Origin of the sequence: Streptococcus sp. AS14, assembly GCF_000286495.1 — a bacterium.
GTDB lineage: Bacteria > Bacillota > Bacilli > Lactobacillales > Streptococcaceae > Streptococcus > Streptococcus sanguinis_P.
The window spans coordinates 159,878-181,370 of record NZ_ALKI01000017.1 but is presented as its reverse complement, the minus strand read 5'-3'; the positions used below and the strand labels follow the sequence as shown (position 1 = coordinate 181,370).

General features: G+C 42.8%; 19 protein-coding genes. 3 read left to right on the top strand and 16 right to left on the bottom strand.

Features of this window, described 5'->3' with window-relative positions:
- Window positions 1-10 precede the first annotated feature (10 nt).
- Window positions 11-1,984, top strand: coding sequence for a peptide ABC transporter substrate-binding protein (locus HMPREF1150_RS02080; RefSeq protein ID WP_009660208.1), 1,974 nt, complete (start codon window positions 11-13; stop codon window positions 1,982-1,984).
- A gap of 115 nt (window positions 1,985-2,099) precedes the next feature.
- Here HMPREF1150_RS02080 and HMPREF1150_RS02085 read toward each other — a convergent pair whose 3' ends face one another.
- Window positions 2,100-3,869 (bottom strand): ABC transporter ATP-binding protein, encoded by a 1,770-nt coding sequence (locus HMPREF1150_RS02085; protein WP_009660194.1) that lies wholly within the window; start codon window positions 3,867-3,869, stop codon window positions 2,100-2,102.
- Between the two features lies 1 nt (window position 3,870).
- Window positions 3,871-5,577 (bottom strand): ABC transporter ATP-binding protein, encoded by a 1,707-nt coding sequence (locus HMPREF1150_RS02090; protein WP_009660212.1) that lies wholly within the window; start codon window positions 5,575-5,577, stop codon window positions 3,871-3,873.
- 159 nt (window positions 5,578-5,736) lie between these two features.
- Between HMPREF1150_RS02090 and HMPREF1150_RS02095 the strand changes: the two genes are divergently transcribed.
- Together HMPREF1150_RS02095 and galU are read left to right on the top strand one after the other, a co-directional pair.
- On the top strand, window positions 5,737-6,759 hold the full coding sequence (locus HMPREF1150_RS02095; protein WP_002899188.1) for an NAD(P)H-dependent glycerol-3-phosphate dehydrogenase: 1,023 nt from the start codon (window positions 5,737-5,739) through the stop codon (window positions 6,757-6,759).
- A 16-nt stretch (window positions 6,760-6,775) separates the two neighbouring features.
- Window positions 6,776-7,681: a UTP--glucose-1-phosphate uridylyltransferase GalU gene (galU, locus tag HMPREF1150_RS02100; RefSeq protein WP_002911531.1), complete on the top strand. Its 906-nt coding sequence runs from the start codon at window positions 6,776-6,778 to the stop codon at window positions 7,679-7,681.
- Window positions 7,682-7,778: 97 nt separating this feature from the next.
- On the opposite strand, the gene HMPREF1150_RS02105 is transcribed toward galU, so the two are convergent.
- From HMPREF1150_RS02105 to HMPREF1150_RS02170, 14 genes are all read right to left on the bottom strand, one after another.
- On the bottom strand, window positions 7,779-8,462 hold the full coding sequence (locus tag HMPREF1150_RS02105; RefSeq protein ID WP_009660249.1) for a rhomboid family intramembrane serine protease: 684 nt from the start codon (window positions 8,460-8,462) through the stop codon (window positions 7,779-7,781).
- On the bottom strand, window positions 8,443-8,982 hold the full coding sequence (locus HMPREF1150_RS02110) for a 5-formyltetrahydrofolate cyclo-ligase (protein WP_009660217.1): 540 nt from the start codon (window positions 8,980-8,982) through the stop codon (window positions 8,443-8,445). The genes HMPREF1150_RS02105 and HMPREF1150_RS02110 overlap by 20 nt, the downstream gene beginning before the upstream one ends.
- Window positions 8,983-9,002: 20 nt before the next feature.
- Window positions 9,003-10,136, bottom strand: a complete 1,134-nt coding sequence (locus tag HMPREF1150_RS02115) for an N-acetyldiaminopimelate deacetylase (RefSeq protein WP_002902113.1) — start codon at window positions 10,134-10,136, stop codon at window positions 9,003-9,005.
- 77 nt (window positions 10,137-10,213) lie between these two features.
- Window positions 10,214-10,912, bottom strand: coding sequence for a 2,3,4,5-tetrahydropyridine-2,6-dicarboxylate N-acetyltransferase (gene dapD / locus HMPREF1150_RS02120; protein WP_009660162.1), 699 nt, complete (start codon window positions 10,910-10,912; stop codon window positions 10,214-10,216).
- Between the two features lie 350 nt (window positions 10,913-11,262).
- A complete protein-coding gene (locus tag HMPREF1150_RS02125) occupies window positions 11,263-12,276 on the bottom strand; it encodes a hypothetical protein (RefSeq protein WP_009660258.1) in 1,014 nt (337 codons plus the stop codon).
- 30 nt (window positions 12,277-12,306) lie between these two features.
- Window positions 12,307-13,242, bottom strand: coding sequence for a hypothetical protein (locus tag HMPREF1150_RS02130; RefSeq protein WP_032905708.1), 936 nt, complete (start codon window positions 13,240-13,242; stop codon window positions 12,307-12,309).
- 79 nt (window positions 13,243-13,321) lie between these two features.
- On the bottom strand, window positions 13,322-14,182 hold the full coding sequence (locus HMPREF1150_RS02135) for a hypothetical protein (protein WP_009660150.1): 861 nt from the start codon (window positions 14,180-14,182) through the stop codon (window positions 13,322-13,324).
- A gap of 322 nt (window positions 14,183-14,504) precedes the next feature.
- Entirely contained in the window at window positions 14,505-14,885 is a 381-nt protein-coding gene (locus HMPREF1150_RS02140) for a PTS glucitol/sorbitol transporter subunit IIA (protein ID WP_002902105.1), read from the bottom strand.
- 98 nt (window positions 14,886-14,983) lie between these two features.
- Window positions 14,984-15,964 carry a PTS glucitol/sorbitol transporter subunit IIB gene (locus tag HMPREF1150_RS02145; RefSeq protein WP_009660130.1) on the bottom strand — a complete coding sequence of 327 codons (981 nt, stop codon included), beginning with the start codon at window positions 15,962-15,964 and terminating at the stop codon, window positions 14,984-14,986.
- A gap of 16 nt (window positions 15,965-15,980) precedes the next feature.
- Window positions 15,981-16,523: a PTS glucitol/sorbitol transporter subunit IIC gene (locus tag HMPREF1150_RS02150; RefSeq protein WP_002893982.1), complete on the bottom strand. Its 543-nt coding sequence runs from the start codon at window positions 16,521-16,523 to the stop codon at window positions 15,981-15,983.
- Window positions 16,520-17,017 carry a transcriptional regulator GutM gene (locus HMPREF1150_RS02155; protein WP_002893984.1) on the bottom strand — a complete coding sequence of 166 codons (498 nt, stop codon included), beginning with the start codon at window positions 17,015-17,017 and terminating at the stop codon, window positions 16,520-16,522. Before HMPREF1150_RS02155 ends, HMPREF1150_RS02150 begins: the two co-directional genes overlap by 4 nt.
- Window positions 17,017-18,843 carry a PTS sugar transporter subunit IIA gene (locus HMPREF1150_RS02160; RefSeq protein ID WP_009660254.1) on the bottom strand — a complete coding sequence of 609 codons (1,827 nt, stop codon included), beginning with the start codon at window positions 18,841-18,843 and terminating at the stop codon, window positions 17,017-17,019. The genes HMPREF1150_RS02155 and HMPREF1150_RS02160 overlap by 1 nt, the downstream gene beginning before the upstream one ends.
- 62 nt (window positions 18,844-18,905) lie before the next feature.
- Entirely contained in the window at window positions 18,906-19,706 is an 801-nt protein-coding gene (locus HMPREF1150_RS02165; RefSeq protein WP_002902100.1) for an SDR family oxidoreductase, read from the bottom strand.
- A 184-nt stretch (window positions 19,707-19,890) separates the two neighbouring features.
- Window positions 19,891-21,240, bottom strand: coding sequence for a glucose-6-phosphate isomerase (locus HMPREF1150_RS02170; RefSeq protein WP_002917809.1), 1,350 nt, complete (start codon window positions 21,238-21,240; stop codon window positions 19,891-19,893).
- Between the last annotated feature and the right edge of the window lie 253 nt (window positions 21,241-21,493).

Here is a 21,493-nt window from a genome sequence, read left to right as displayed (position 1 = left end):
GGAGGTCCCTATGAGAAAATCAAATATTCTTCTTGCCGCAGGGCTCACTCTGCTCTCTGTCGGCTTACTTACAGCTTGCTCTGGAGGCGGAAATTCCCAATCCAGCAAAAAAATCTACAGCTATGTCTTTACGTCTGATCCAACGACTTTGGACTACATCCAGTCGGCAAAGGTGTCTACCCATGAGCTGACTACAAATGGTGTAGATGGCCTACTGGAAAATGATAAATATGGAAACTTAGCTCCGTCTATCGCAGAAGACTGGACAGTCTCTCCAGATGGTCTCGTCTATACCTATAAGCTGCGCAAAGATGCCAAGTGGTATACCGCTGATGGTGAAGAATACGCAGATGTTACAGCTCAGGACTTTGTGGCAGGTATCAAACATGCTGCCGATATCAAATCTGACGCCCTCCCTCTTATCCAAGATTCCATCAAGGGACTGAGTGAATATGCAGCTGGTACCAACAAAGACTTTTCAGCTGTTGGAGTCAAGGCACTGGACGATCATACGGTTCAATATACACTCAACAAGCCTGAAACCTACTGGAACTCTAAAACAACATCAGGTGTTATGATGCCGGTCAACGAGGCCTTCCTAGAAAAGCAAGGCAAGGAATTCGGTCAGGCAACCAAAGCCGACTCCATTCTGTATAACGGTCCATTTATCATGAAATCCATTACTTCTAAATCCTCTGTCGAATTTGAGAAGAACCCTAACTACTGGGATAAGGACAAGGTCAAGATTGATGGTGTCAAACTGTCTTACTACGATGGTTCTGACCAAGATTCATTAGCGCGGACCTTCGGAGATGGCGGCTACAGTTTGGCAAGACTCTACCCAGCCACTTCCAGTTATTCCTCAATCGCTGAGAAATACAAAGATAATATCTTCATGACAGAAGCAGGAGCGGGTGTCGGTCTAATCAGCTTTAACATTGACCGTCAAAGTTATAACCACACTTCTAAAACCAGCGATGAACAAAAAGAAGCTACCAAAAAAGCTCTGCTGAACAAAGACTTCCGCCAAGCTCTAGCCTTTGCCCTTAACCGCGAAAGCTATTCGGCTCAGGTCAACGGAGAAGATGCAGCCAAGCCAGCTGTCCGTAATCTCTTTGTTCCGCCAACCTTCGTACAAGCCAATGGCAAGGAATTTGGCACTCTTGTCGAAGAATCACTGGTTTCCTATGGTGACGAGTGGAAAGGTATCAAGCTAGATGACGGTCAAGACGGTCTCCACAATACTGACAAAGCCAAGGCGGAATTTGCCAAAGCCAAGCAGGCTCTTGCAAATGAAGGCGTACAATTCCCAATTCACCTAGATGTTCCTGTCACTCAGAATTCTACTAACTTCGTCAACCGTATGCAATCTCTGAAACAGTCATTAGAAGAGGCTTTAGGAAAGGACAATGTCTCTGTAGACCTGCAGATGCTGGCTGAGGACGAAGCACTAAATATCACCTTCAATGCTGAAGCTGCTAGCCAGGAAGACTGGGATATCAACGGTCTCGTTGGCTGGGAGCCAGACTACCAAGATCCATCTACTTACCTAGACATTTTAGTCCCAGGTAACAGCACTCAGACCAGAACCTACCTTGGATTTGAAGACAAAGACAATGCTGCTGCTAAAGCTGTAGGACTGGATGAGTACAGCAAACTGATTGAAGAGGCCGGAAACGAAACACAAGATGTTGACAAGCGTTATGAAAAATATGCTGCAGCTCAAGCATGGCTGACAGATAGTGCCCTCGTTGTGCCAACTATGAGCAGCAGAGGAGCAGCACCGTTCATTTCTCGGATTGTGCCATTTACTAACTCTTATGCTCAGACAGGTACAAAAGACGCCAACTATCATAAATACGTGGAAATCAGTGATGAGATTGTCACAACTAAAGACTATCAAAAGGCCCAAGAAAAGTGGAAAAAAGAAAAAGAGGAATCCAATAAAAAGGCCCAAGAAGATCTGGCTAAACATGTGAAATAATCACTACTTTGATGTTAATTAAAAAACCAGCAGGAACAGAAACCTGCTGGTTTTTTTAACTTTTCTATTTAATATTTTAAAGCCCGGCTGATTATACAGCTGCAAAACCAACCATCTACTCAAAGACAAACTGGTTGTGATAAAGTTCTGAATAGAAACCGCCGAGTTTAAGGAGCTGATGATGATCGCCCTGTTCGATAACCTCTCCGTCTTTGAGGACGATAATCTGGTCGGCATTGAGAATTGTCTTGAGGCGGTGAGCAATGACAAAGCTAGTTCGGCCAGCCACAACGGCTTCCATGGCTTGCTGAATCTTGCTCTCCGTCACCGTATCGACATTGGAAGTCGCTTCGTCCAAAATCAAGACTTGCGGATCAGTCAGCAAAGTTCTAGCGATGGAAATCAGCTGTTTCTGCCCAGTTGAGAAAATATTCTGGTCATCATCTACCAGAGTATCGTATTTGTCTGGCAGACTTTCAATATAGTCATGAATATGGGTCGCACGCGCAGCCGTTTCTACCATCTCCTGACTGGCATCCGGCACACCGAAGCGGATATTGTCCCGAATCGTACCACTAAAGAGCACCGAATCCTGCAAGACAATCCCCACATGGCTCCGTAGGCTATCCAGCTCATAATCTCGAATGTCACGACCGTCAAACTCGATACTGCCATTATCCACATCATAAAAGCGATTAAGCAGGTTCATAATGGTCGTCTTACCTGATCCAGTCGGGCCAACAACAGCCGTCATCTTGCCCTTAGGGGCTAAAATAGATACGTCTTTGAGAATAGGCTTGCCTTCTACATAAGAGAAGTCCACATGCTTGATCTCCACGGAGTCTGTAAGCTCTATGAAAGCAGGTGCATTCTCTGGCCGGACTTCCTCTGGTGCATCAAACATCTCCTGAATCCGGTCAGCCCCTGTAAAGGCCAACTGCAAACTGCCCCAGCTGGCAGCAATCTGGATGATGGGCTGATAATACTGCTGGGAAAACTGAGTAAACGTGGTAATCAGGCCAACTGCAACAGCCGTTTCGACATTAGGGTCGCTCAGTAAGACAGCCGAACCAACAAAAATCACAATGGCTGTATTAATCAAATTCATCCCGTTCATGATAGGGAAAAGAAGCCCCGAAAATGTCCGGCCTTTAAAGGTCGCTAAGCGTACTCGGTCATTCTGCTCAATGAATCCTTTGATGACCTCCTCCTGCATTCCCTGAACGATAACAGCCTTCTGACCTGAAATGGTCTCGTCCATATAAGCATTGAGGCGGCCGACTTCTTTTTGCTGAAGATTGGTGTATTTCCGAGCCAGCCTAACAATAACCACTAGAAGAAGAAAAGCAACCGGTGTGCTGGCTACCGTTATCCAGGCCAATCTAGCATTTTGGACAAACATGATAATCACTAAGCCCAGATAAAGCAAGGCATTGCTCATAACCTGGATCATACTCTCGTTTAGAGCTTGCAGGATATTGTCCAAGTCACTGGTAAAGCGCGATAAAATGTCGCCGTCCTGATGGCGGTCAAAGAAAGCAACTGTCATCTTGGATAGCTTGCCAAACAAGCCCTTGCGCATCTCATTGGTCGAATGGGCAATAACTCGGGTCATCAAAAGCATGTAAATCAGGCTAGAAACAGACAGGCAGACAAAGGATACCAATACACTGCCCATGACGCTGCCAAAAGTCGACAGAATCTGATCAGTCTCACCCTTCTCTGCAAAAGCACGTCCCAACTCAACCAAATGCTGAACAGCCTGACCGACATAAACCGGAAAAAGGACCTGAAAAACAGTCGCTGTTATCATCATCAAAAGGACAACGACAAAGGATAATTTGTAACGCTTAAAATATTGCCAGAAAAATGCAATCGTCCGCATCTTAGTCCTCCTTTCCTTTCTGAGTTTCGTAAATTTCGCGGTAAACATCGTTAGTGGCGACCAATTCCGCATGTGTCCCTTGACCAATCAGCCGTCCTTGATCCAAGACCAGAATCTTATCTGCATGTACAACAGAGCTAATCTTTTGAGCAATGATAATCGTCGTCGTTCCTTGCAGCTCTTTGTTCAAGGCTTCTTGAACCAGCTTTTCTGACTTGGCATCCAAGGCCGAGGTCGAATCATCTAAAATCAAAATATTGGGATTGTTGACAACACCTCGAGCAATGGACATCCGCTGCTTCTGACCGCCAGAGAAGTTGCTGCCACGCTCCTCCACTGCACTGTCAAAACTCTCTTCCATACGGCTGATAAATTCACTAGCTTGGGCAATACGAGCCGCCCGCTCCATCTCAGGCAGCGAAGCGTTGAGCTTGCCCTGACGGAGATTGTCCGCAATGGTTCCGCTAAATAGAATCGCCCGCTGGAGCACGATGGAAACATTTTTACGAAGAGTTCCCTGACTAAGCTCTCGCAGATCTCGACCGCCAATCTTGACAGAACCTTCTTGCGGATCAAAAAGACGGGGAATCAGCTGGGCCAAGGTAGACTTACCAGCACCTGTCGCACCGACAACGCCAATCATTTGCCCAGGCTCTACCTCAAAGCTGATATCCTTTAGCATTGGCTCGTCATCATTGGGATAGGAAAAAGTCACATGCTCAAAGCTGAGGCTACCTTCTAGTTCTTCATCTGGCGAGTCTGGGAAAGCCATAGCTGGCTCCGTTGCCAATACTTCCTTGATCCGACGGATAGAAATGATCCCCCTCGTCACACCATTTCCCAAGAAGCCAACCATAATGATAGTGAAAATAATCTGGCTCAGGTAACCGATAAAAGAAGCGATGGAGCTGACCAGTCCTGGCTCCGCCTGAATCATGCCAGATAGAGTCCAGATAGCCAAGTAAACAGAGCTGTAGCCGACCAACATCATCATTGGCTCAATGATTGAAAAAGCGTAGCCAATATAGAGATTCTCTGACAAAAGTTCATCAGACACCTGACTGAACTTATGAAACTGGTCTTCCTCCCGAACGAAGGACTTGACCACTCGCACACCACGAAGATTTTCCTTAGCAATGGCATTAATCTTATCCAAAAGAGTCTGGAATTTCTTAAAACGAGGCCCCATCATCCCCATCATGACAGCCGTTAGACCAGCTATGAGCACAATCAGCAAGAAGATAATCCACCAGAGAGAGGGCATGGTCACAATGGCCAAGATAACTGATCCGATAAAAAGAATGGGCAGTCGAAGAAGAATTTGAAAGAGCATCATGGTCACATTTAGAATCTGATTGATGTCATTCGTCATCCGCACGACTAGATTGCCGGCGTTGAATTCCTCGATATTGGCATAAGAAAAGGTCTGGATCTTGCGGAAAGTCTCCTCACGGAGATCTGATGAGACAGCCTGGGCAATGTAAGCTGCCAAGGTCACATTAATCCCTCCTGCCACCAGTCCAACAAAACCGATGCCAATCAGCCAGCCGCCCATACTGTAGATGGTCTGGCTATTTTGCTCCTGCAAAGCATCTAAGATGTGCTTTAAAAACCAGGGCAGTAAAAGAGAGCTGGCAATCATCAGCGAGGTCATCAAAAGCGAACTCAGGGCATACCATTTATACCGTAATAGACTTTTAAAAAACATGCTTCCTCCTACTTTTTTCATATTTGACTTAGTTTCCTTACTATATCACAGATAAAAACAATGTCAAGCAAGAAATTTCTTATATTATATGGTAAAATGAGATATAGACTCTAAAACCGATTTAAATTCAGACTCGGAATTTCATCATAAGGAGAAGATATGGATAAACAACGAGTTGCTGTGATTGGTCCTGGTTCTTGGGGAACAGCCTTATCACAAGTGTTAAATGACAACGGACATGAGGTTCGTATTTGGGGAAATATCGCTGAACAAATCAACGAAATCAACGACGAACACACCAATAAACGCTATTTCAAAGATATTGTACTGGATGAAAAGATCAAGGCCTATCATGACCTAGAAGAAGCTTTAAAAGATGCAGATGCCGTGCTTTTTGTCGTGCCGACCAAGGTAACCCGTCTGGTAGCCAAACAAGTGGCTCAAGCCCTAGACCACAAGGTGAAAATCATGCACGCCTCCAAGGGACTGGAGCCCAATACTCACGAACGGATTTCAACTATCCTAGAAGAAGAAATCCCTGCAGAGCTACGTAGCGAGATTGTCGTTGTCTCAGGTCCCAGCCATGCTGAGGAAACCATTGTACGCGATATTACCCTGATCACCGCTGCTTCTAAGGATCTGGAAACAGCTAAGTATGTGCAGGAGCTCTTCAGCAATCACTACTTCCGCCTCTACACCAATACCGATGTCATCGGAGTAGAGACTGCAGGCGCTCTGAAAAACATCATCGCAGTTGGAGCTGGTGCTCTCCATGGACTAGGCTATGGTGATAACGCCAAGGCAGCTATTATCACACGCGGTCTGGCCGAAATCACGCGTCTAGGTGTCAAGTTAGGAGCCAATCCTCTGACTTACAGCGGCCTATCTGGTGTCGGTGACCTGATTGTCACAGGAACCTCTGTCCACTCCCGCAACTGGCGGGCCGGCAATGCTCTAGGACGCGGCGAGAAATTAGCTGATATCGAAGCCAATATGGGCATGGTTATCGAAGGAATTTCCACCACCAAGGCAGCCTATGAACTGGCCCAAGAGCTGGATGTTTATATGCCGATTACCCAGGCTATCTACAAGGTTATTTATCAAAATTGTAATATCAAAGAAGCCATTTATGAAATTATGAACAATGAATTCAAGGCTGAGAACGAATGGACTTCGTTCTAATAGAAAGGAAATAATTATGTCAAAAGTTAAGAAAGCCGTCATCCCTGCAGCTGGTCTCGGAACCCGCTTCCTGCCAGCTACCAAAGCACTGGCCAAGGAAATGTTGCCAATCGTTGACAAGCCAACCATCCAGTTTATCGTTGAGGAAGCTCTCAAATCTGGAATTGAAGATATTCTAGTTGTCACAGGTAAATCAAAACGCTCCATCGAAGACCACTTTGACTCAAATTTTGAATTAGAATACAACCTCAAAGAAAAGGGTAAAGACGACTTGCTCAAATTGGTCGATGAAACCACTGGTATCGGTCTGCACTTCATCCGTCAGAGCCATCCGCGCGGACTAGGAGATGCTGTCCTTCAGGCCAAGGCTTTCGTCGGAAACGAGCCTTTCGTTGTCATGCTAGGCGATGACCTTATGGACATCACCAATGATAAGGCTGTGCCACTGACCAAGCAATTGATTGATGACTACGAAGCTACTCATGCTTCTACCATCGCTGTCATGCAAGTCCCTCATGATGAAGTTTCCTCTTATGGTGTGATTGCCCCTCAAGGTGAAGGTGTCAAAGGCCTCTACAGCGTAGAAACTTTCGTAGAAAAACCAAAGCCTGAAGATGCACCAAGTGATTTGGCTATTATCGGCCGCTACCTGCTGACACCAGAAATTTTTGAAATCTTGGAAAAGCAAGCGCCAGGTGCTGGAAATGAGATTCAGCTGACCGATGCGATTGATACCCTCAACAAGACGCAGCGCGTGTTCGCTCGCGAATTCAAAGGTGATCGCTATGATGTCGGTGACAAGTTCGGCTTTATGAAGACTTCTATCGACTACGCCCTCAAGCATCCGCAGGTCAAAGACTCCTTGAAGCAGTATATCATTGACTTGGGTCATACATTAGAGAAAAAACAAGAGAAAAAATAATGGCTTCAAACAACTAGCCTTGAAAATAAAATTTCAGCTATAAAAAAGAGGTTTTCAACCTCTTTTTTATATATCGTTAGTTATTTATACATACCTGTTAAATCAAGGAATGATGAAAGCCTAGAAAAATTAGAAGGGCAGCCAAGGCTAGATAGCCCAACAAGACTAGCCAGCGCTGAGCAGGTTTAAAAGCATTGCTTGAGCCTTTGATAGGGAGAATGACCGCGCAGAGTATGCCGCCAATCAAACCGCCCAAATGCCCCGCCAGACTGATACTAGGCATGAAACTAAAGATGATATTGACCACAATCAAGGTCATATAAGACTGCCCCAGCTGCTGAATGTAGCTGTCGCGAACGACATATTGCAGGGTCACGATAGAGGAAAAAAGTCCAAACAAGGCGGTTGAAGCTCCTGCTGATAGAGCAGCTGGACTGAAAAAGAAGACAAAGATATTTCCCATCAGGCCAGACATCATATAGAGCAGAAAGAAATTTCGCGAACCAAAAATGTCTTCTGCCTGCCGTCCAATAAAATAAAGAGTAATGACATTTACCACAAAGTGCTCCAGGCCAATATGCACAAAGATAGCAGAAAAGAGACGCCATATCTGAATGGGATTCATGATAATAGTTGGAGAATACACTGCTCCAAATTCAAAGACCGTTTGTGCTTCAGCATAAGAAAAGCCACGTAAAATCAGCATCCCCACAAAGACAAGTGTTGTTAGAATTAACAAAACACTGGTCACAGGATATTTTTTATCGTAGATGTAGTTCATAAATCAGTACTTCCTTTACTGCTATATCGTGATAATCAGGCTCAAAATCAGACTGTTGAAAACTATAGATGCTGCTGATGGATGCTCCTGCAAAATCAGCCAGATAGCGGTCATAGTAGCCACCGCCGTAACCAATCCGAAAGCCTTGAGAATTGAAGACCACACCCGGCACATGAATCAGATCAATTTCTGTCTTGTCCACAGCCTCTTCACTTATCGGCTCCATAAGACCAAAAGAGCTTTTTTGCAGGCAACTTTCATCATAATCCACAAATATCATCCGACCCTGGCCATAGGTTTTGGGCACTAAAACCCGCTTGCCGTCCAACTGAGCCTGCTTGATAAAGGATGCAGTTGAGACTTCATGCGGCATAGAAAGATAGGTAGCGATAACCTGAGCGTTTTGATAAGCTGCTGAACTGAGCAAGTGCTGGGTCAGCCAGCTATCTGCCTGTTCTTTTTCTTTTCCTGACAGTTTCTTCATCTGGTTCAGTACAGTTTGTCTCAGCTCTTTTTTCATGCAGCTCGTCCACCCTTTCCTTATCTTTCGTTGATTTTATAATCTAGGAATTTCCCAATCTTTTCAATAGCAAAGGGCAGTGCTGCCTCGTCCGGTGTCATCTTGGGATGATGGAGGGCATAGGGACTATCCACTCCCAGCCAGAACATGACGCCCTTGACCTTGCTGAGCAGATAGCCAAAATCCTCACCTGTCATCGCCGGCGCAATATCAATCAGCTCCACTCCTTCTTCCTTCTGGAAAAAGTCCATCAGTTCACCTGCCAGATCAGGATGATTTTCTACAGGCAGATAACCACCTTGTTTAAGCTCCAAGTCCAATTCCAGACCGAAACTTTGGGCTATCCCCTCTGCTATTTCCCGTAAACGTTTCTGGGTCAAGAGGTTCATCTCCTGAGTCAGAGTCCGAATGGTGCCATGCAAAAAGGCCGTTTCTGCGATGACATTGTTGGTCGTGCCAGCATGGAGCGAACCAAAGGTTACAACCGCCCCCTCGATAGGATCGACATTGCGACTGACAATGGTCTGCACCTGGGTGATAAAGTAGCTAGCCGCCACCAAAGCATCATTGGCTTCATGAGGAAAGGCCGCATGGCCTCCCTTCCCCTTAAAAGTCAGCTTGACCTCACAGGTGCCAGCAAAGAGAGTTCCTCTGTTAGTCGCAATATCACCAACTTTGAGATCCGGCCGCACATGAAGTCCGTAAAATTCATCTGGCAGCCAGTCGCCAAAAGCACCGTCTTCATACATGAGCATTCCGCCAGCTTCATTTTCCTCAGCAGGCTGAAAGAGAAAGAGCAGATTGTGGGTAGGCTGAGCGCTCACAGCTTGTTCCAGCAGACCTAGAGCCACCGTCATGTGCATATCATGTCCGCAGGCATGCATGCGACCTTCATGAGTACTGGCAAAGTCCAGTCCTGTATCCTCCACAATCGGCAGACCATCAATATCTGTCCGCCAGCCAATCGTCTTATCTGGGGAACTTCCCTTGATAAAGACCAAAATACCAGTCCGCCAAGTTCGGATTTCCACAAAGTCTAGACCTGCTGTCAGTCCATCAATGACCTGCATCAGGTAGGCATGAGTCTTATATTCTTCCAGACCGATTTCTGGTATCTGGTGTAAATCACGGCGAATTTTCAGGTAATCAAGCATTGTTTCTTTCCTTTAAAATCTTGTCAGACCAGTCAAAGTGTTGGACCGTACCCAATCAATTCAAATTTATGCCATCTTTAAAGAGTACGCAGAGCGTCTTCCAGAGCTGTCTTCTGCTGGGTCTTCTCGTCAATGGTCTTGATAACTCGTGCCGGAACGCCAGCAACCACTACGTTTTCCGGAACATCCTGGGTCACAATCGCACCAGCCGCAACAACGGAACCACTGCCAATTTGTACACCTTCGATCACAACCGCATTAGCACCAATCATCACATTGTCTCCAACGCGAACTGGCTCAGCGCTAGCTGGCTCAATGACTCCCGCCAGAACAGCACCAGCACCGACATGACTGTTTTTGCCGACAATCGCTCGGCCTCCCAGAATGGCCCCCATATCAATCATGGTTCCAGCACCAATCTCCGCACCGATATTGATAACCGCCCCCATCATGATGACAGCATTATCACCAATTTCAACTTGGTCACGGATAATAGCACCCGGCTCAATACGGGCATTGATGTCACGCTTATCCAAAAGCGGCACCGCTGAGTTGCGGGCATCCTGCTCTACGACATAGGTCTTATTCTCCTCTAAGTTCACTAGGAGTGGCTTGATTTCTTCCCAATCCCCAAAAAGAACATTGCCTAACTTCACAACAGACCAAGGAATCGATCCGTGCAATTCTCCATCAAAGGTCACCTTGACCGGAGTTTTTTTCTTGGCATCAGCGATAAATTTGATAATTTCTTGAGCGTTCATTTTAGTAGCAGACATGATTTTTCCCTCGATTCGTGAATGATTTAGCCTTTTAGTTTGTTTATCTCCTCAATCTCCAACAACTTGAAGAACAATTGAAGTAAACCAAGAAGCTTGATTAGACAATATTATAACACAAAAAAGGGGATTGCAAAACTCCTATAAGACTCTCTACATGAGATACAGATTGTAAAAAGACACGAACTCTCGTCCGTGCCTAACAAAGCAATTCCAAACTTATATACCAACGATATTATTTAATTCTTTCGTTCAAAATGTTTCCAGTGTTGGCGTCAATGGTCATTTTGATCTTTTGCGTACCGTTCAGAGCTTCCAGCTTATGAGACAAGAACTCCTATTCATTTATTCTATTTAGAAAGATTACTCAATAGATACTGTCCGTTTTCCTGACGGATAAAAGTCAAAGTTATCTCCTTATTTGAAGAGGTTTCATAGTTTACAAGCATCTTCGGCTCTGATTCACCATCCCCATAAACTGAGATATGTTGATATTCTGGGTATTCCTTGATTACTTCTTTAAAGGAAGAACCGCCCTCGCCTGTTTCCGCATCACCCGTCTTTAAGCTCTCTGTAATCTGGCCAGATACCTTTTTATCATAGTCGTCACTACCGGGCATAATACTCATACCCTGAAGATGGTAGCTGCCATCCTCGTGTTTCATAAAGGTCAGAGTGGTATAACTAGAGTCAGGCAACCAAGACAATGAGAGCCCTTCTTCTTGAAACGTCACACTGCTGGCCAAGCCAAAATCTTTGACTACTTGTTCAGGGGTCAATCCTTCATCATCCGCACTAACAATGCTCAGCTTTTCAAGGTCTTTCACTTCCCACTCATATACATCCTCTTTTGACGGAGCCACAAAAGAAGCAACATCGCTTTGATGTCCCTTTCGAGACAGACTTGGCACACTTCCCCCACCCATAAAATCATTTAGGAAATAGCCGCCAAGACCCCCTAGCAATAGTCCTGCTGCCAGACCTATTCCTAAAAATCCTATCAGCTTGCCCGTACTATTTTTCTTTGGCTCTGGACTTGGCTGGGCAGCGAAGTTTGCAGCTTGCTGTGGTCCGGCAAAGTTCTGACCAGCTGGATTAAATCCCTGAGGAATTGCTTCTTGAAAAGCGGGATTTCCCCAATTATCCTGCTGAGGCATCTGTTGCTGAGGAGCATCAAAAATGGGTTGCTGAACGCCAAAATCTTGATTAGGATTCGGCATTTCAGGACTGCCCCCTTCTACTGGGAGAGGCTGCCCCTCTGTTGAGTTAGCTACAAATTGTCCTGAGTCTGATGACTGGACTTGCTGCGGGTACGGAGCCAATCCTTCTAAAGATTGTTCCTGCGGTTTATTTTGTTCTGACATCGTTTCTCCTTTTATTATTTGAGTTCTGTTTTATTTATTGGCAGTAGTGGACAAAAGATAGTTTCCGTCCTCCTGCTGAACGAATAACAACCTATAAGTTCCATCATTAGGAGCGTCATAAGCCGCCTCCATAATGGTTTGACTAGTATCCTCATTGAAATCTTCATCTACACGAATAGAGATACTTCGCGGACTGCCATATTCCTTAAAAACTTCCTTATAGGAAATGCCATCCTTACCAGTCTTTGCATCGCCTTTTTTCAATTTTTCAAAGTAATCAGCCGCCATCGCTTCGTCCTCAGCATTATGTTTGCTTCCTTCAAAGCGAATATTATAGATATGAAGGCTATTCAGATAGAAACCATCTTTTTTCTTCTCAAAATCCAGAGAAGCAGTTTGATCTGTATAATAAATTGACCAGTCCTCCTCATCATCAGAATCTTGAAGCGTTCCCCACTCTAAATCAAGGCTGTCACGAGAGATTTCTTCTTTTAAAGCCTTGCCATATTTATCTAGAATATCTTCCACAGAAGTACCATTCGTATCTGTCTGAATAGTATTGAACCGTAACTCTGACAAACTATCAATGTCCCACTTGAACTCAGTAGTATCAGGGTCAATGTACTGATCTGATTGATCTCTCTTTGATTCCCTAGCATCTGCCAAAGGATGAAGCACAGGATATTCTCCTTTGATGACATCCGCTACTCCCATTCTATATCCCCAGATTCCCCCTCCGATTAGTCCAAGACCAAGAGAGAGCAAGGCTCCGCCTATCAGGATTCCTCTCCAGGATCTATTCTTGGTCAAAGGCGGAGTTGGTCCCTGCGGACTTGAAACATGGCCTTGCTGAGGTTGAAAATGATGCGGGAATTTCTCTTGCGACTGAGCATTCCTTGAAGGCTCAAAAGAATGCTGTGTTTGCTGTTCTGTCAATCTTCTTTCCTCTTTCTTGTTTATTTCCAATAATCTTATCAGTTCTCTTTTAATAACGAAATGCTTTGAAAGCAGTCAGTCACAAAAGATAAACTAAATAACTAAAAACTTACATTTCCTCTGACTTTATATATAAGAAATTTCCATCTGGCTGGCCTACAAACAATAGGTATTCATAACCATCTTCTGTTTTATAAGTCACCTCAGCAATCAGACGGTTGGAGATAATCTTATTATCTACGTCACGTTCGGTTGTGATGACAATTTCTGACGGAACAGGATGCCTCTTCAGAACCTCTGATAAAGCTGTTCCTCCTTCACCCGTTTCCTTGTCTCCTTTTTTCAAACGTTCAAGGTCTTTGGGAGATAATACGCTCCAATCTGTCGTTCCCTTCCCTTTTCTATATTCTTTAAAAGAATCTCCAACTACCACTTGCCTCAGATAGTAGTTCTGGTCAACTTTATCAAATTGAAAAGAAATATTTTGCTCCTTGTCCCTGACAGAAGGGCCCCATCGGAGTAACAGGCGATTACGATCATATTCTGCTGAACTAGCCAAGCCATAAGTTTCAACGATTTGATCAGCCGTCAGACCTAATCCTTCATCATTTGTATAGCTCAACCGTCCCAAGTCTTTCAATGTCCAATTAAACTGAACCGACTGCCCGTCTGTAGTAAAGCTGTCACTCTTGTCTTTGGCTTCTTCCTGAGCCTTACTCAGACGCTTAATCCTTTGAATATCCTTATTTGTCTGCGCCTGCTTGCCGATAAAATAAGCTGAACCGCTGCCAATCAAAAGACCAATTATGAGAGCAAAAATTGAAAGTCCTATGACTTTTCCGATATTACCCTTCTTATCAGGCAATCCTTGCGGCTGAATCTGCTGGAAATTCCCTTGCAATGGCTGGCTGCTAGTTTGATTTTCTTGCCAAGCCCCTTGCACTTGACCTTGACCATCTTTATCTGACATGGTTTTCTCCTTATAAATTTCATTGATTTGTCATATTGCGAAAACATTGAAAAACAATGACAAATTTTACAACATTATAACATAAATTGTTCTTTCAATCAAAAAGGGAGTGGGAAAGAACTTCAAACAAGTTAAAAAGTTCGTCTTCCCACCCCCGCACAGTTGATCAGGCAATCTTTGGGGCTTAAAAAGCGAAGGAAGATGCCAATCAACCACTGCGTCATCTATTTTTTCTAATTTAGACCCAAAAGCCTGGACTTTTGCCCAGGCTCTGAATCAAGTTTTTAGACTCTTATTTTTCTAGTATTCTTATTTAGATATTTTATCCTACTTGAGCTACTTCAAAAATCTGAATGGTAGAGCCTTTTTCAATTACTACTGCTTGGTCTGCTGCGACATGGAGTGTACCAGGAAGGCTCCCCTCTTTTGAACCATCAAAAGAAATCGTGATATGGCCCAGTCCAGTTAAATTTTTTTCTACTACATTTCCCACGGAACTAATCGAATATTCCTGATTATCTACCACCAGCTTGCCGCCTTCTAGTATTGAACCTAGCAGATTTTTGTTATCAATCTTAAAACAATACTCTGCTAAATCTTCCGGTGCTTCTTCTCCAAATAAAATGAGCATATTGGCATCTTGAATCATATTCTGAGCTTCAGGCCCCACTTGAATTACTTTAGCTTCAAAAATTTTCTTCATCTAATTCCTATTTATCCTTTCTCTAATTTGTCTTAAACTTATGCTTATAGATAAGTTTAACATAATAGTTGCTCTGTTTACGTGCATCTATCAAAGGTCTATTGATAAAGACCAATACTAGCTATCCAAGCTACTAGCACCCGCGGAACACCATTGAGAAAGCGTGAATAAAGCACAGAAGGGACACCAACCTCAACTGTTTCAGACTTGGCTTCAGATAGACCGAGTGCTACAGGAATGAAATCACAACCGTTTTGAGTGTTGATAGCAAATATAGCTGGCAGAGCCATTTGGGGCGGAATATTCCCTTTTCCGATTTCGACTCCAATTAAGGTTCCGATAATCTGACTGATAACAGCTCCGGGGCCTAACAAAGGAGATAGGAATGGCAAGGAACAGATAAAGCCAATCAAAATGAGTCCCCAGATGTTCCCCGCTAGGGGAACCATTAATTTTGCCAGCCAATTTCCAACACCTGAACCTTGAATAACCCCAATCAGCAAGGAAACAAAGGCCATGAAAGGAATGATTGTGTTTAGCATTGTTTGGATGGCTTCACGAGCAGCCTGGTTGAAAGTCGCAACGACCTTCCCAGCGCCCATCCCAATTCTTGCTACAATACTTGTTTCAGCTTTTTGCTCTGTAATTTTTTTACTAGTATCGTAAGTTGGCTTTTCTGTTACCACAGTTGTCGCTTTTTCGTCTTCATTAGCAGCAGAAATTTGATTAAGGCCAACTGCTGACACATAGATTTCCTCGGTGATATATTGTGCTAGAGGGCCACTTTTCCCTGTAGCGACAATATTGATTGTAGGGATCCCCTTTTTAGGATAAATACCGCAGCGAAGAGTACCGCCGCAATCCACGATTGCTAAAGCAATTTCCTCATCAGGGATAGAAGTTTTAAACCCGTTAACAGCTTCCATACCGGTCAAATCAGCAATTTTATCTACAATATCTGGCTTTTCTCCGCCGCCAGTGATATAGATAAATTTATGCTTAGCCTCACTAGGTGTAATGACCAAAGGGCCTCCGAAACCACCATTTCCTTTAACAACTTTTATACTCTTATATGACATAATTTCACTCTTTCTATCAATCAAATGTTTTACTCAAGGTAACACCTTGCTGTTTTGCAACATAGGCAGTCGTAAAATCTGTTACCCATCCACCAACAAAGTTCATGATAATTCCTACAAGCATGTAACGGATTGCCAGGTCCATCTGACTTAAACCTAAAGTTTGAATTCCTGTCGCAATTCCCATCCATACAAACAATTCCCCAGGATTGATATGTGGGAATACACCATTTGAAGTATGGCAGAACTGCATCTGAGCTGCTACAAAACTAGGTTTATAATATTCTGGCAAGAAGCGTCCCATACTGATCGCCATCGGATTCCCCAGCATAAAGGCTGAAATGAAAGGTAAAATCATATAACGGCTAACAGGATTTTTGGCAGAAATCTTAGCCAAGGAATTGACCTTTTCTTCTCCCAAGAAAGCGATAAGGGTATTCATTGCAATCAATAGCATTAAGACAAGCGGTACAATATTTGTCATCCAGCTAATAAAGGTTTCTCCACCTAATTGGAAGAGTTTCATAAAACTCTCTGCAAATTTTGTAATGTGATTCATAAGGAACTCCTTTTCTTATTTTTTTTAAATAACTGTTTAATAGATAATTGTAAGTAATTCGCATAAAAGCCGAATCCCAGAAAAGAATCAGATGAACTTGTCTCTTTCTCAATACCTGCCTCATGCCAAAGATAGACTTTTCTAGCATCTTCTATGGCTGATTGCATCAACTTATTTTCTTTTCTCACAAGAGGATTATACTTGTCAAAATAATGGATGTCTTCTCCAACATAATCGTCCATATTTTGAAAACGCGCTAAGATTGTGACTCCTTGCATTTTGCTAGCTTTAAGAACCCGACCGTTTTCATCAACCGCGAACATGACAATCGTACCGGATTTTATTCTTCCGGACTTCCTGCCAATCGCTACGCGCCCCAGTTTTCGGAGCATCGTATAGGTCTTATTGAAGTCTTTGAGTTGCTGCCAGCCGAGGAACATTTGAAATATATAAGCTGCCATGACAAATACAGCGAAAATTATTAGCGAATTCATTAAAATACTCCTTTGCTCTTAGAAAATGATAGAAACTCTATCTCTGTTTCTACAGCCCTCAATGCTTCTTTTAGAGAAGGCTCTCCTGCAATTCGAAAAATGTCGTCATACAATTCCAGCAATTCACTTTCCATTTTTCTTTCGATTTCTGAGGGTATGGCGACTAGAAAGATAAATTCAATCCATTCATCTCCTTTTTGATAAGGCTCTTCTAGTTTTCCAAACATTAAAATAGTCTTTGCATAACCCTGGTTAATTGTATGGGGGAAGGCAATTCCTCCACCAAAAATGGTTGATTGCTTTTTCTCCCTATCAATTATCCGATTTCTAAAACCTTCATCAATCATCTGAAGTTTCTCTAACTCTGCAACCATATTTAGCAAGTATTGCTGATAGGTTTTTTGGGGGCTCAACCGAAGAAAACGTAAGCTGACTGTTTCTAGATTTTTTTGATGAAAAGCATTGGCCCTCTGCCATTCTTCCTGCAGCCATTGATCATCAAAAAGATGATTAACTTGAATGACTGGAGATTTAGAATCTTTATATTTTAGAGGAACTGTCGTAAAAATCGCGAAATAGTCCTGATTTAAATCCACATTAAAATCCTCTTCGGAATACTGAGTAATGTCTACATCATTTCCAAGGACTCGTCTGAGTTGCTGAATAATCATCGCAGCAGTTCCTCTTCCTGTTGTGCAAACTACAGCTATCTGCTTGCGAGAACCCTTAACAGCAGAATTTTGCTTTCTTAAAATCATTTCAAAATACAAAGCCAGATATCCAATTTCAGATAATTCCAATTCAGAACCAAAAATTGCAGATAGTTCTTCTCCAGCTATTTTTGCCATTTCAAAAGCAAAAGGATATTGAGTTTGAACCTCGCCATGAAATATATCATTAGCTTGCACATGGAAAATCAGTCGATTGATTAAGGGGCCTAGATGAGATTTGATTTCTTCAAATAATTCTTCATCATCAAAGTGAACCAACATTGTTTCTTTGACTTTCTTGACAATCCCTTGAAAAATCTTTGCAAGCTGTTCAGATTGATAAGATGTCTTGCTTAAAGTGTCAATAAAACGGACATTAAACGGAAAACACAAAAAGTCTATCTCAAACTGACTGAGGGAAATCTTATAAGTCATTTCAATATGATAGATTAATTTCTCAGCTAAAGGTGTCTCTGTTAAATCATTCCTATAGTAAGGAATAGGACAATTCAACACTCTAGATGTATGAATACGCTCCACCATAATTGAAATGGTCTTTCGAAGGAGTTCCTGTGTTTCTTTAGGGATTTTATAGTCCTGAACTAGCGTCTCCAGAAAAGAAGATGTTGCCTCAGTGAGTGTCCCTCCTTCAAAGTAAGGAGCCACTTGGTGAATATATAGCAAGCGCAAATTCAGCTCGCTCCCCAAGACCTCCAGCCCACGGTTGGGCTTTCCTGAAATAGTGATAGAGTAACTCTCTGCCAAAGATTTTACTTGTTTTAAATCCTTATTAAGGGTACTTCTACTAACACCTACTTCCTCAGCCAAGTCGTCAATAAGAAGAGGGGAGGTTGACTCAATTAAACGTTTTAGCAAATAGGCAATTCTTTTACTGGAAGAATTGAAGTCACTCTCCTGTTTTAAACTACCAGATAAAATCCTTTCCAACTCTGTATAGTCATACACTTCTAACATTAACTGATCATCTTGTGCGATAATCTGGATATTAGGAGCCAAAACATCATTTAATTGTTGGATACTCTTTTGCAAGGTTTGCAAGCTAATATCCAGTTCTGAGCGCATATCTAACAAGGAATAAGTTGGCTGCGAGACCATTTTATCTAAAATATTATACCACCGATTTACTAAGGTCAACTCTCTTCCCTACCTTCATTGTTTTAACCGCGAGTTTTACCTCCGGCAATATTTGTAGTGACACCTGTTATATAGCTAGAACGGTCTGAAATATAGAACGCTACAAGATCAGCTACTTCCCGTAGTTTCCCACTCCGTCCCAATGGAGTCGTTGAAGTTGAAGCATAACCAGCTCGAATATCTTCTACCGTCTTTCCACGGGTATAAGCAAGAGCTTCCTCGTAAGAAAGAGTTCGAAGACCCGTAGCTTCCATAATTCCTGGAGCAATTCCAACCACACGTACACCATGTTTACCAAGCTCTTTCGCCCATGAACGAGTGTAACTATAGACTGCCGCTTTCGTTGCAGCATAGGCACTTTGTCCTTCAGAACCTTCCAAGCCTGCTTCTGAAGCCATGTTCACAATTACACCTTTTCCATTTTTCACTAAAATACGTCCTACTGCCTGACTAACCAGATACAAACCTTTTTGATTAATCATTGTTACTTTTTCGAACGTCTCATCGTCCAACTCGTAAGGACCTTTAGGATTTTCTGCATCGATTAATAATCTAGGGACATTAATCCCCGCATTATTGACTACCGCATCAATATTGCCAAATCTTTCCACTATTTTGGCAACACCCTCTTCTACTTCAGAGCGAGAAGTTACATCAACTTTTACAAATAATAGGTTCGGGTGACGCAAATCGTTGTCGCTAAGATCAAAATTCGCTACATTGACTCCTAATTCCAACAATTCTTCGACGATTGCCTTACCGATCCCAGATGACGCACCCGTCACAAGAACTGTTTTGCCTTTAATGTCTAACCAATCATTCATTTTGATACCTCTCAAATTTTATTTACAAGGCAATTATACAGCGCTTCCATTAAAGAATTAAGACACTCTTTTTTACACTGTTCAAAAAAATAATAAACTAATTAAGAGGCTTGTACTAAAAAATCCACAAGAAATGAACTTGTGGATCTTTTTATATTCTAAATGAACTCAAAGCATATGAGAATCAAAGACGTGCATTCAACTCAGCCCCCAGCTCTTCAAAGCCTGGTTTCCCAAGAAGAGCAAACATGTTTTTCTTATAAGCCTCAACTCCTGGCTGGTCAAATGGATTGATACCATTCAGGTAGCCAGAAAGAGCAATAGCTAACTCAAAGAAGTAAATAGTATAGCCCAAAGTGAACTCATCTTGCTCAGGCAGGGTCACAAACATATTTGGCACTCCGCCGTCTGTGTGAGCTAACAGCACTCCATCTGTTGCTTTCTTATTGACAAAGTCAACATCTTTTCCTTGCAGATAGCCAAGGCCATCCAAGTCTTCTGCTAATTCAGGAATCAACACATTTTTGCGAGGCTTATCTACACGAATAACTGTTTCAAAGAGGATACGAGTTCCTTCTTGAATAAATTGCCCCAAAGAGTGCAGGTCTGTTGAGAAGTTGGCTGAAGTTGGGTAGATACCTTTTTGGTCTTTACCTTCTGACTCACCAGCCAGTTGCTTCCACCATTCTGAGAAGTATTGCAAAGATGGTTCGTAGTTAGCTAGAACTTCTGTCAAATAACCTTTACGGTACAAGATATTGCGTACAACTGCATATTGATATGCTTCATTTTCAGCCAACTTATCAGAAGCATAAGCCTTGCGAGCAGCATTTGCTCCTTCCATCAACTTGCTGATATCAGCCCCTGCAGCTGCGATTGGCAAGAGTCCCACTGCTGTCAATACTGTAAAACGACCACCAACACTATCAGGCACTACAAAAGTATCCCAGCCATTAGCATCTGCTTCAACCTTAACTGCACCTTTAGCGCGGTCTGTAGTTGCATAAATCCGTTTATTTGCTTCTTCCTGACCATACTTCTTAACCAAGAGTTCTTTGAAGACACGGAAAGCAATAGCAGGCTCTGTAGTTGTTCCTGACTTAGAAATAACGTTGACAGAGAAATCCTTGTCTGATACATAGTCTACCAAATCAGCCAAATAGCTTGAAGAGATAGAGTTTCCAGCATAGAGGATCTGAGGTGCCTTGCGTTCTTCTTTGCTTTGCAAGTTTACAAATGAATTATTCAAGAAATCAATAGCTGCACGTGCCCCTAAATAAGATCCTCCAATACCGATGACGATTAACACTTCACTATCAGATTGGATTTTAGCAGCCGCCTTTTGAATACGAGCAAATTCATCTTTATCATATTCTTCAGGCAAATTCAACCAGCCTGTCATTTCTGCTCCAGGACCTGTTCCGTTTCGTAGAGCATTATCTGCTGCAGTCACTTGAGGCTGCATATAATCTAATTCATGTGGTGCTACAAACTTATCCAGTACCTTTGAATAGTCAAATTTAATATGTGTCATGTTTATCCTCCAATTGTTCTTTTCTTTTATGATAACGCTTTAAGAAAAAATAAGCAAGTGCTTTTACTATTTTAAAACGTTTACATTTTTTATTCTATACTATTTTTCTAAATAAGCTAATCCTAGGATATAACTGAAAGCAATCGTTTGCGTAAGTCAACAAATTTTAGGCCTATTGAGAAGAATAATTTTGATTGACAAAGAGCTCAATATTCTAGTTAAAATTGGATGGCGGCTGAATTTATTTCAGGTC

Coding starts and splice junctions, on each gene's coding strand:
- dapD (WP_009660162.1), bottom strand. CDS start 10,912: ATGTCTGCTACTAAAATGAACGCTCAAGAAATTATCAAATTTATCGCT.
- HMPREF1150_RS02080 (WP_009660208.1), top strand. CDS start 11: ATGAGAAAATCAAATATTCTTCTTGCCGCAGGGCTCACTCTGCTCTCT.
- HMPREF1150_RS02135 (WP_009660150.1), bottom strand. CDS start 14,182: ATGTCAGATAAAGATGGTCAAGGTCAAGTGCAAGGGGCTTGGCAAGAA.
- HMPREF1150_RS02170 (WP_002917809.1), bottom strand. CDS start 21,240: ATGACACATATTAAATTTGACTATTCAAAGGTACTGGATAAGTTTGTA.
- HMPREF1150_RS02110 (WP_009660217.1), bottom strand. CDS start 8,982: ATGAAAAAAGAGCTGAGACAAACTGTACTGAACCAGATGAAGAAACTG.
- HMPREF1150_RS02165 (WP_002902100.1), bottom strand. CDS start 19,706: ATGAATGATTGGTTAGACATTAAAGGCAAAACAGTTCTTGTGACGGGT.
- HMPREF1150_RS02115 (WP_002902113.1), bottom strand. CDS start 10,136: ATGCTTGATTACCTGAAAATTCGCCGTGATTTACACCAGATACCAGAA.
- HMPREF1150_RS02150 (WP_002893982.1), bottom strand. CDS start 16,523: ATGAATCACATTACAAAATTTGCAGAGAGTTTTATGAAACTCTTCCAA.
- HMPREF1150_RS02105 (WP_009660249.1), bottom strand. CDS start 8,462: ATGAACTACATCTACGATAAAAAATATCCTGTGACCAGTGTTTTGTTA.
- HMPREF1150_RS02095 (WP_002899188.1), top strand. CDS start 5,737: ATGGATAAACAACGAGTTGCTGTGATTGGTCCTGGTTCTTGGGGAACA.
- HMPREF1150_RS02085 (WP_009660194.1), bottom strand. CDS start 3,869: ATGCGGACGATTGCATTTTTCTGGCAATATTTTAAGCGTTACAAATTA.
- HMPREF1150_RS02090 (WP_009660212.1), bottom strand. CDS start 5,577: ATGTTTTTTAAAAGTCTATTACGGTATAAATGGTATGCCCTGAGTTCG.
- HMPREF1150_RS02140 (WP_002902105.1), bottom strand. CDS start 14,885: ATGAAGAAAATTTTTGAAGCTAAAGTAATTCAAGTGGGGCCTGAAGCT.
- HMPREF1150_RS02160 (WP_009660254.1), bottom strand. CDS start 18,843: ATGGTCTCGCAGCCAACTTATTCCTTGTTAGATATGCGCTCAGAACTG.
- HMPREF1150_RS02145 (WP_009660130.1), bottom strand. CDS start 15,964: ATGTCATATAAGAGTATAAAAGTTGTTAAAGGAAATGGTGGTTTCGGA.
- galU (WP_002911531.1), top strand. CDS start 6,776: ATGTCAAAAGTTAAGAAAGCCGTCATCCCTGCAGCTGGTCTCGGAACC.
- HMPREF1150_RS02155 (WP_002893984.1), bottom strand. CDS start 17,017: ATGAATTCGCTAATAATTTTCGCTGTATTTGTCATGGCAGCTTATATA.
- HMPREF1150_RS02125 (WP_009660258.1), bottom strand. CDS start 12,276: ATGTCAGAACAAAATAAACCGCAGGAACAATCTTTAGAAGGATTGGCT.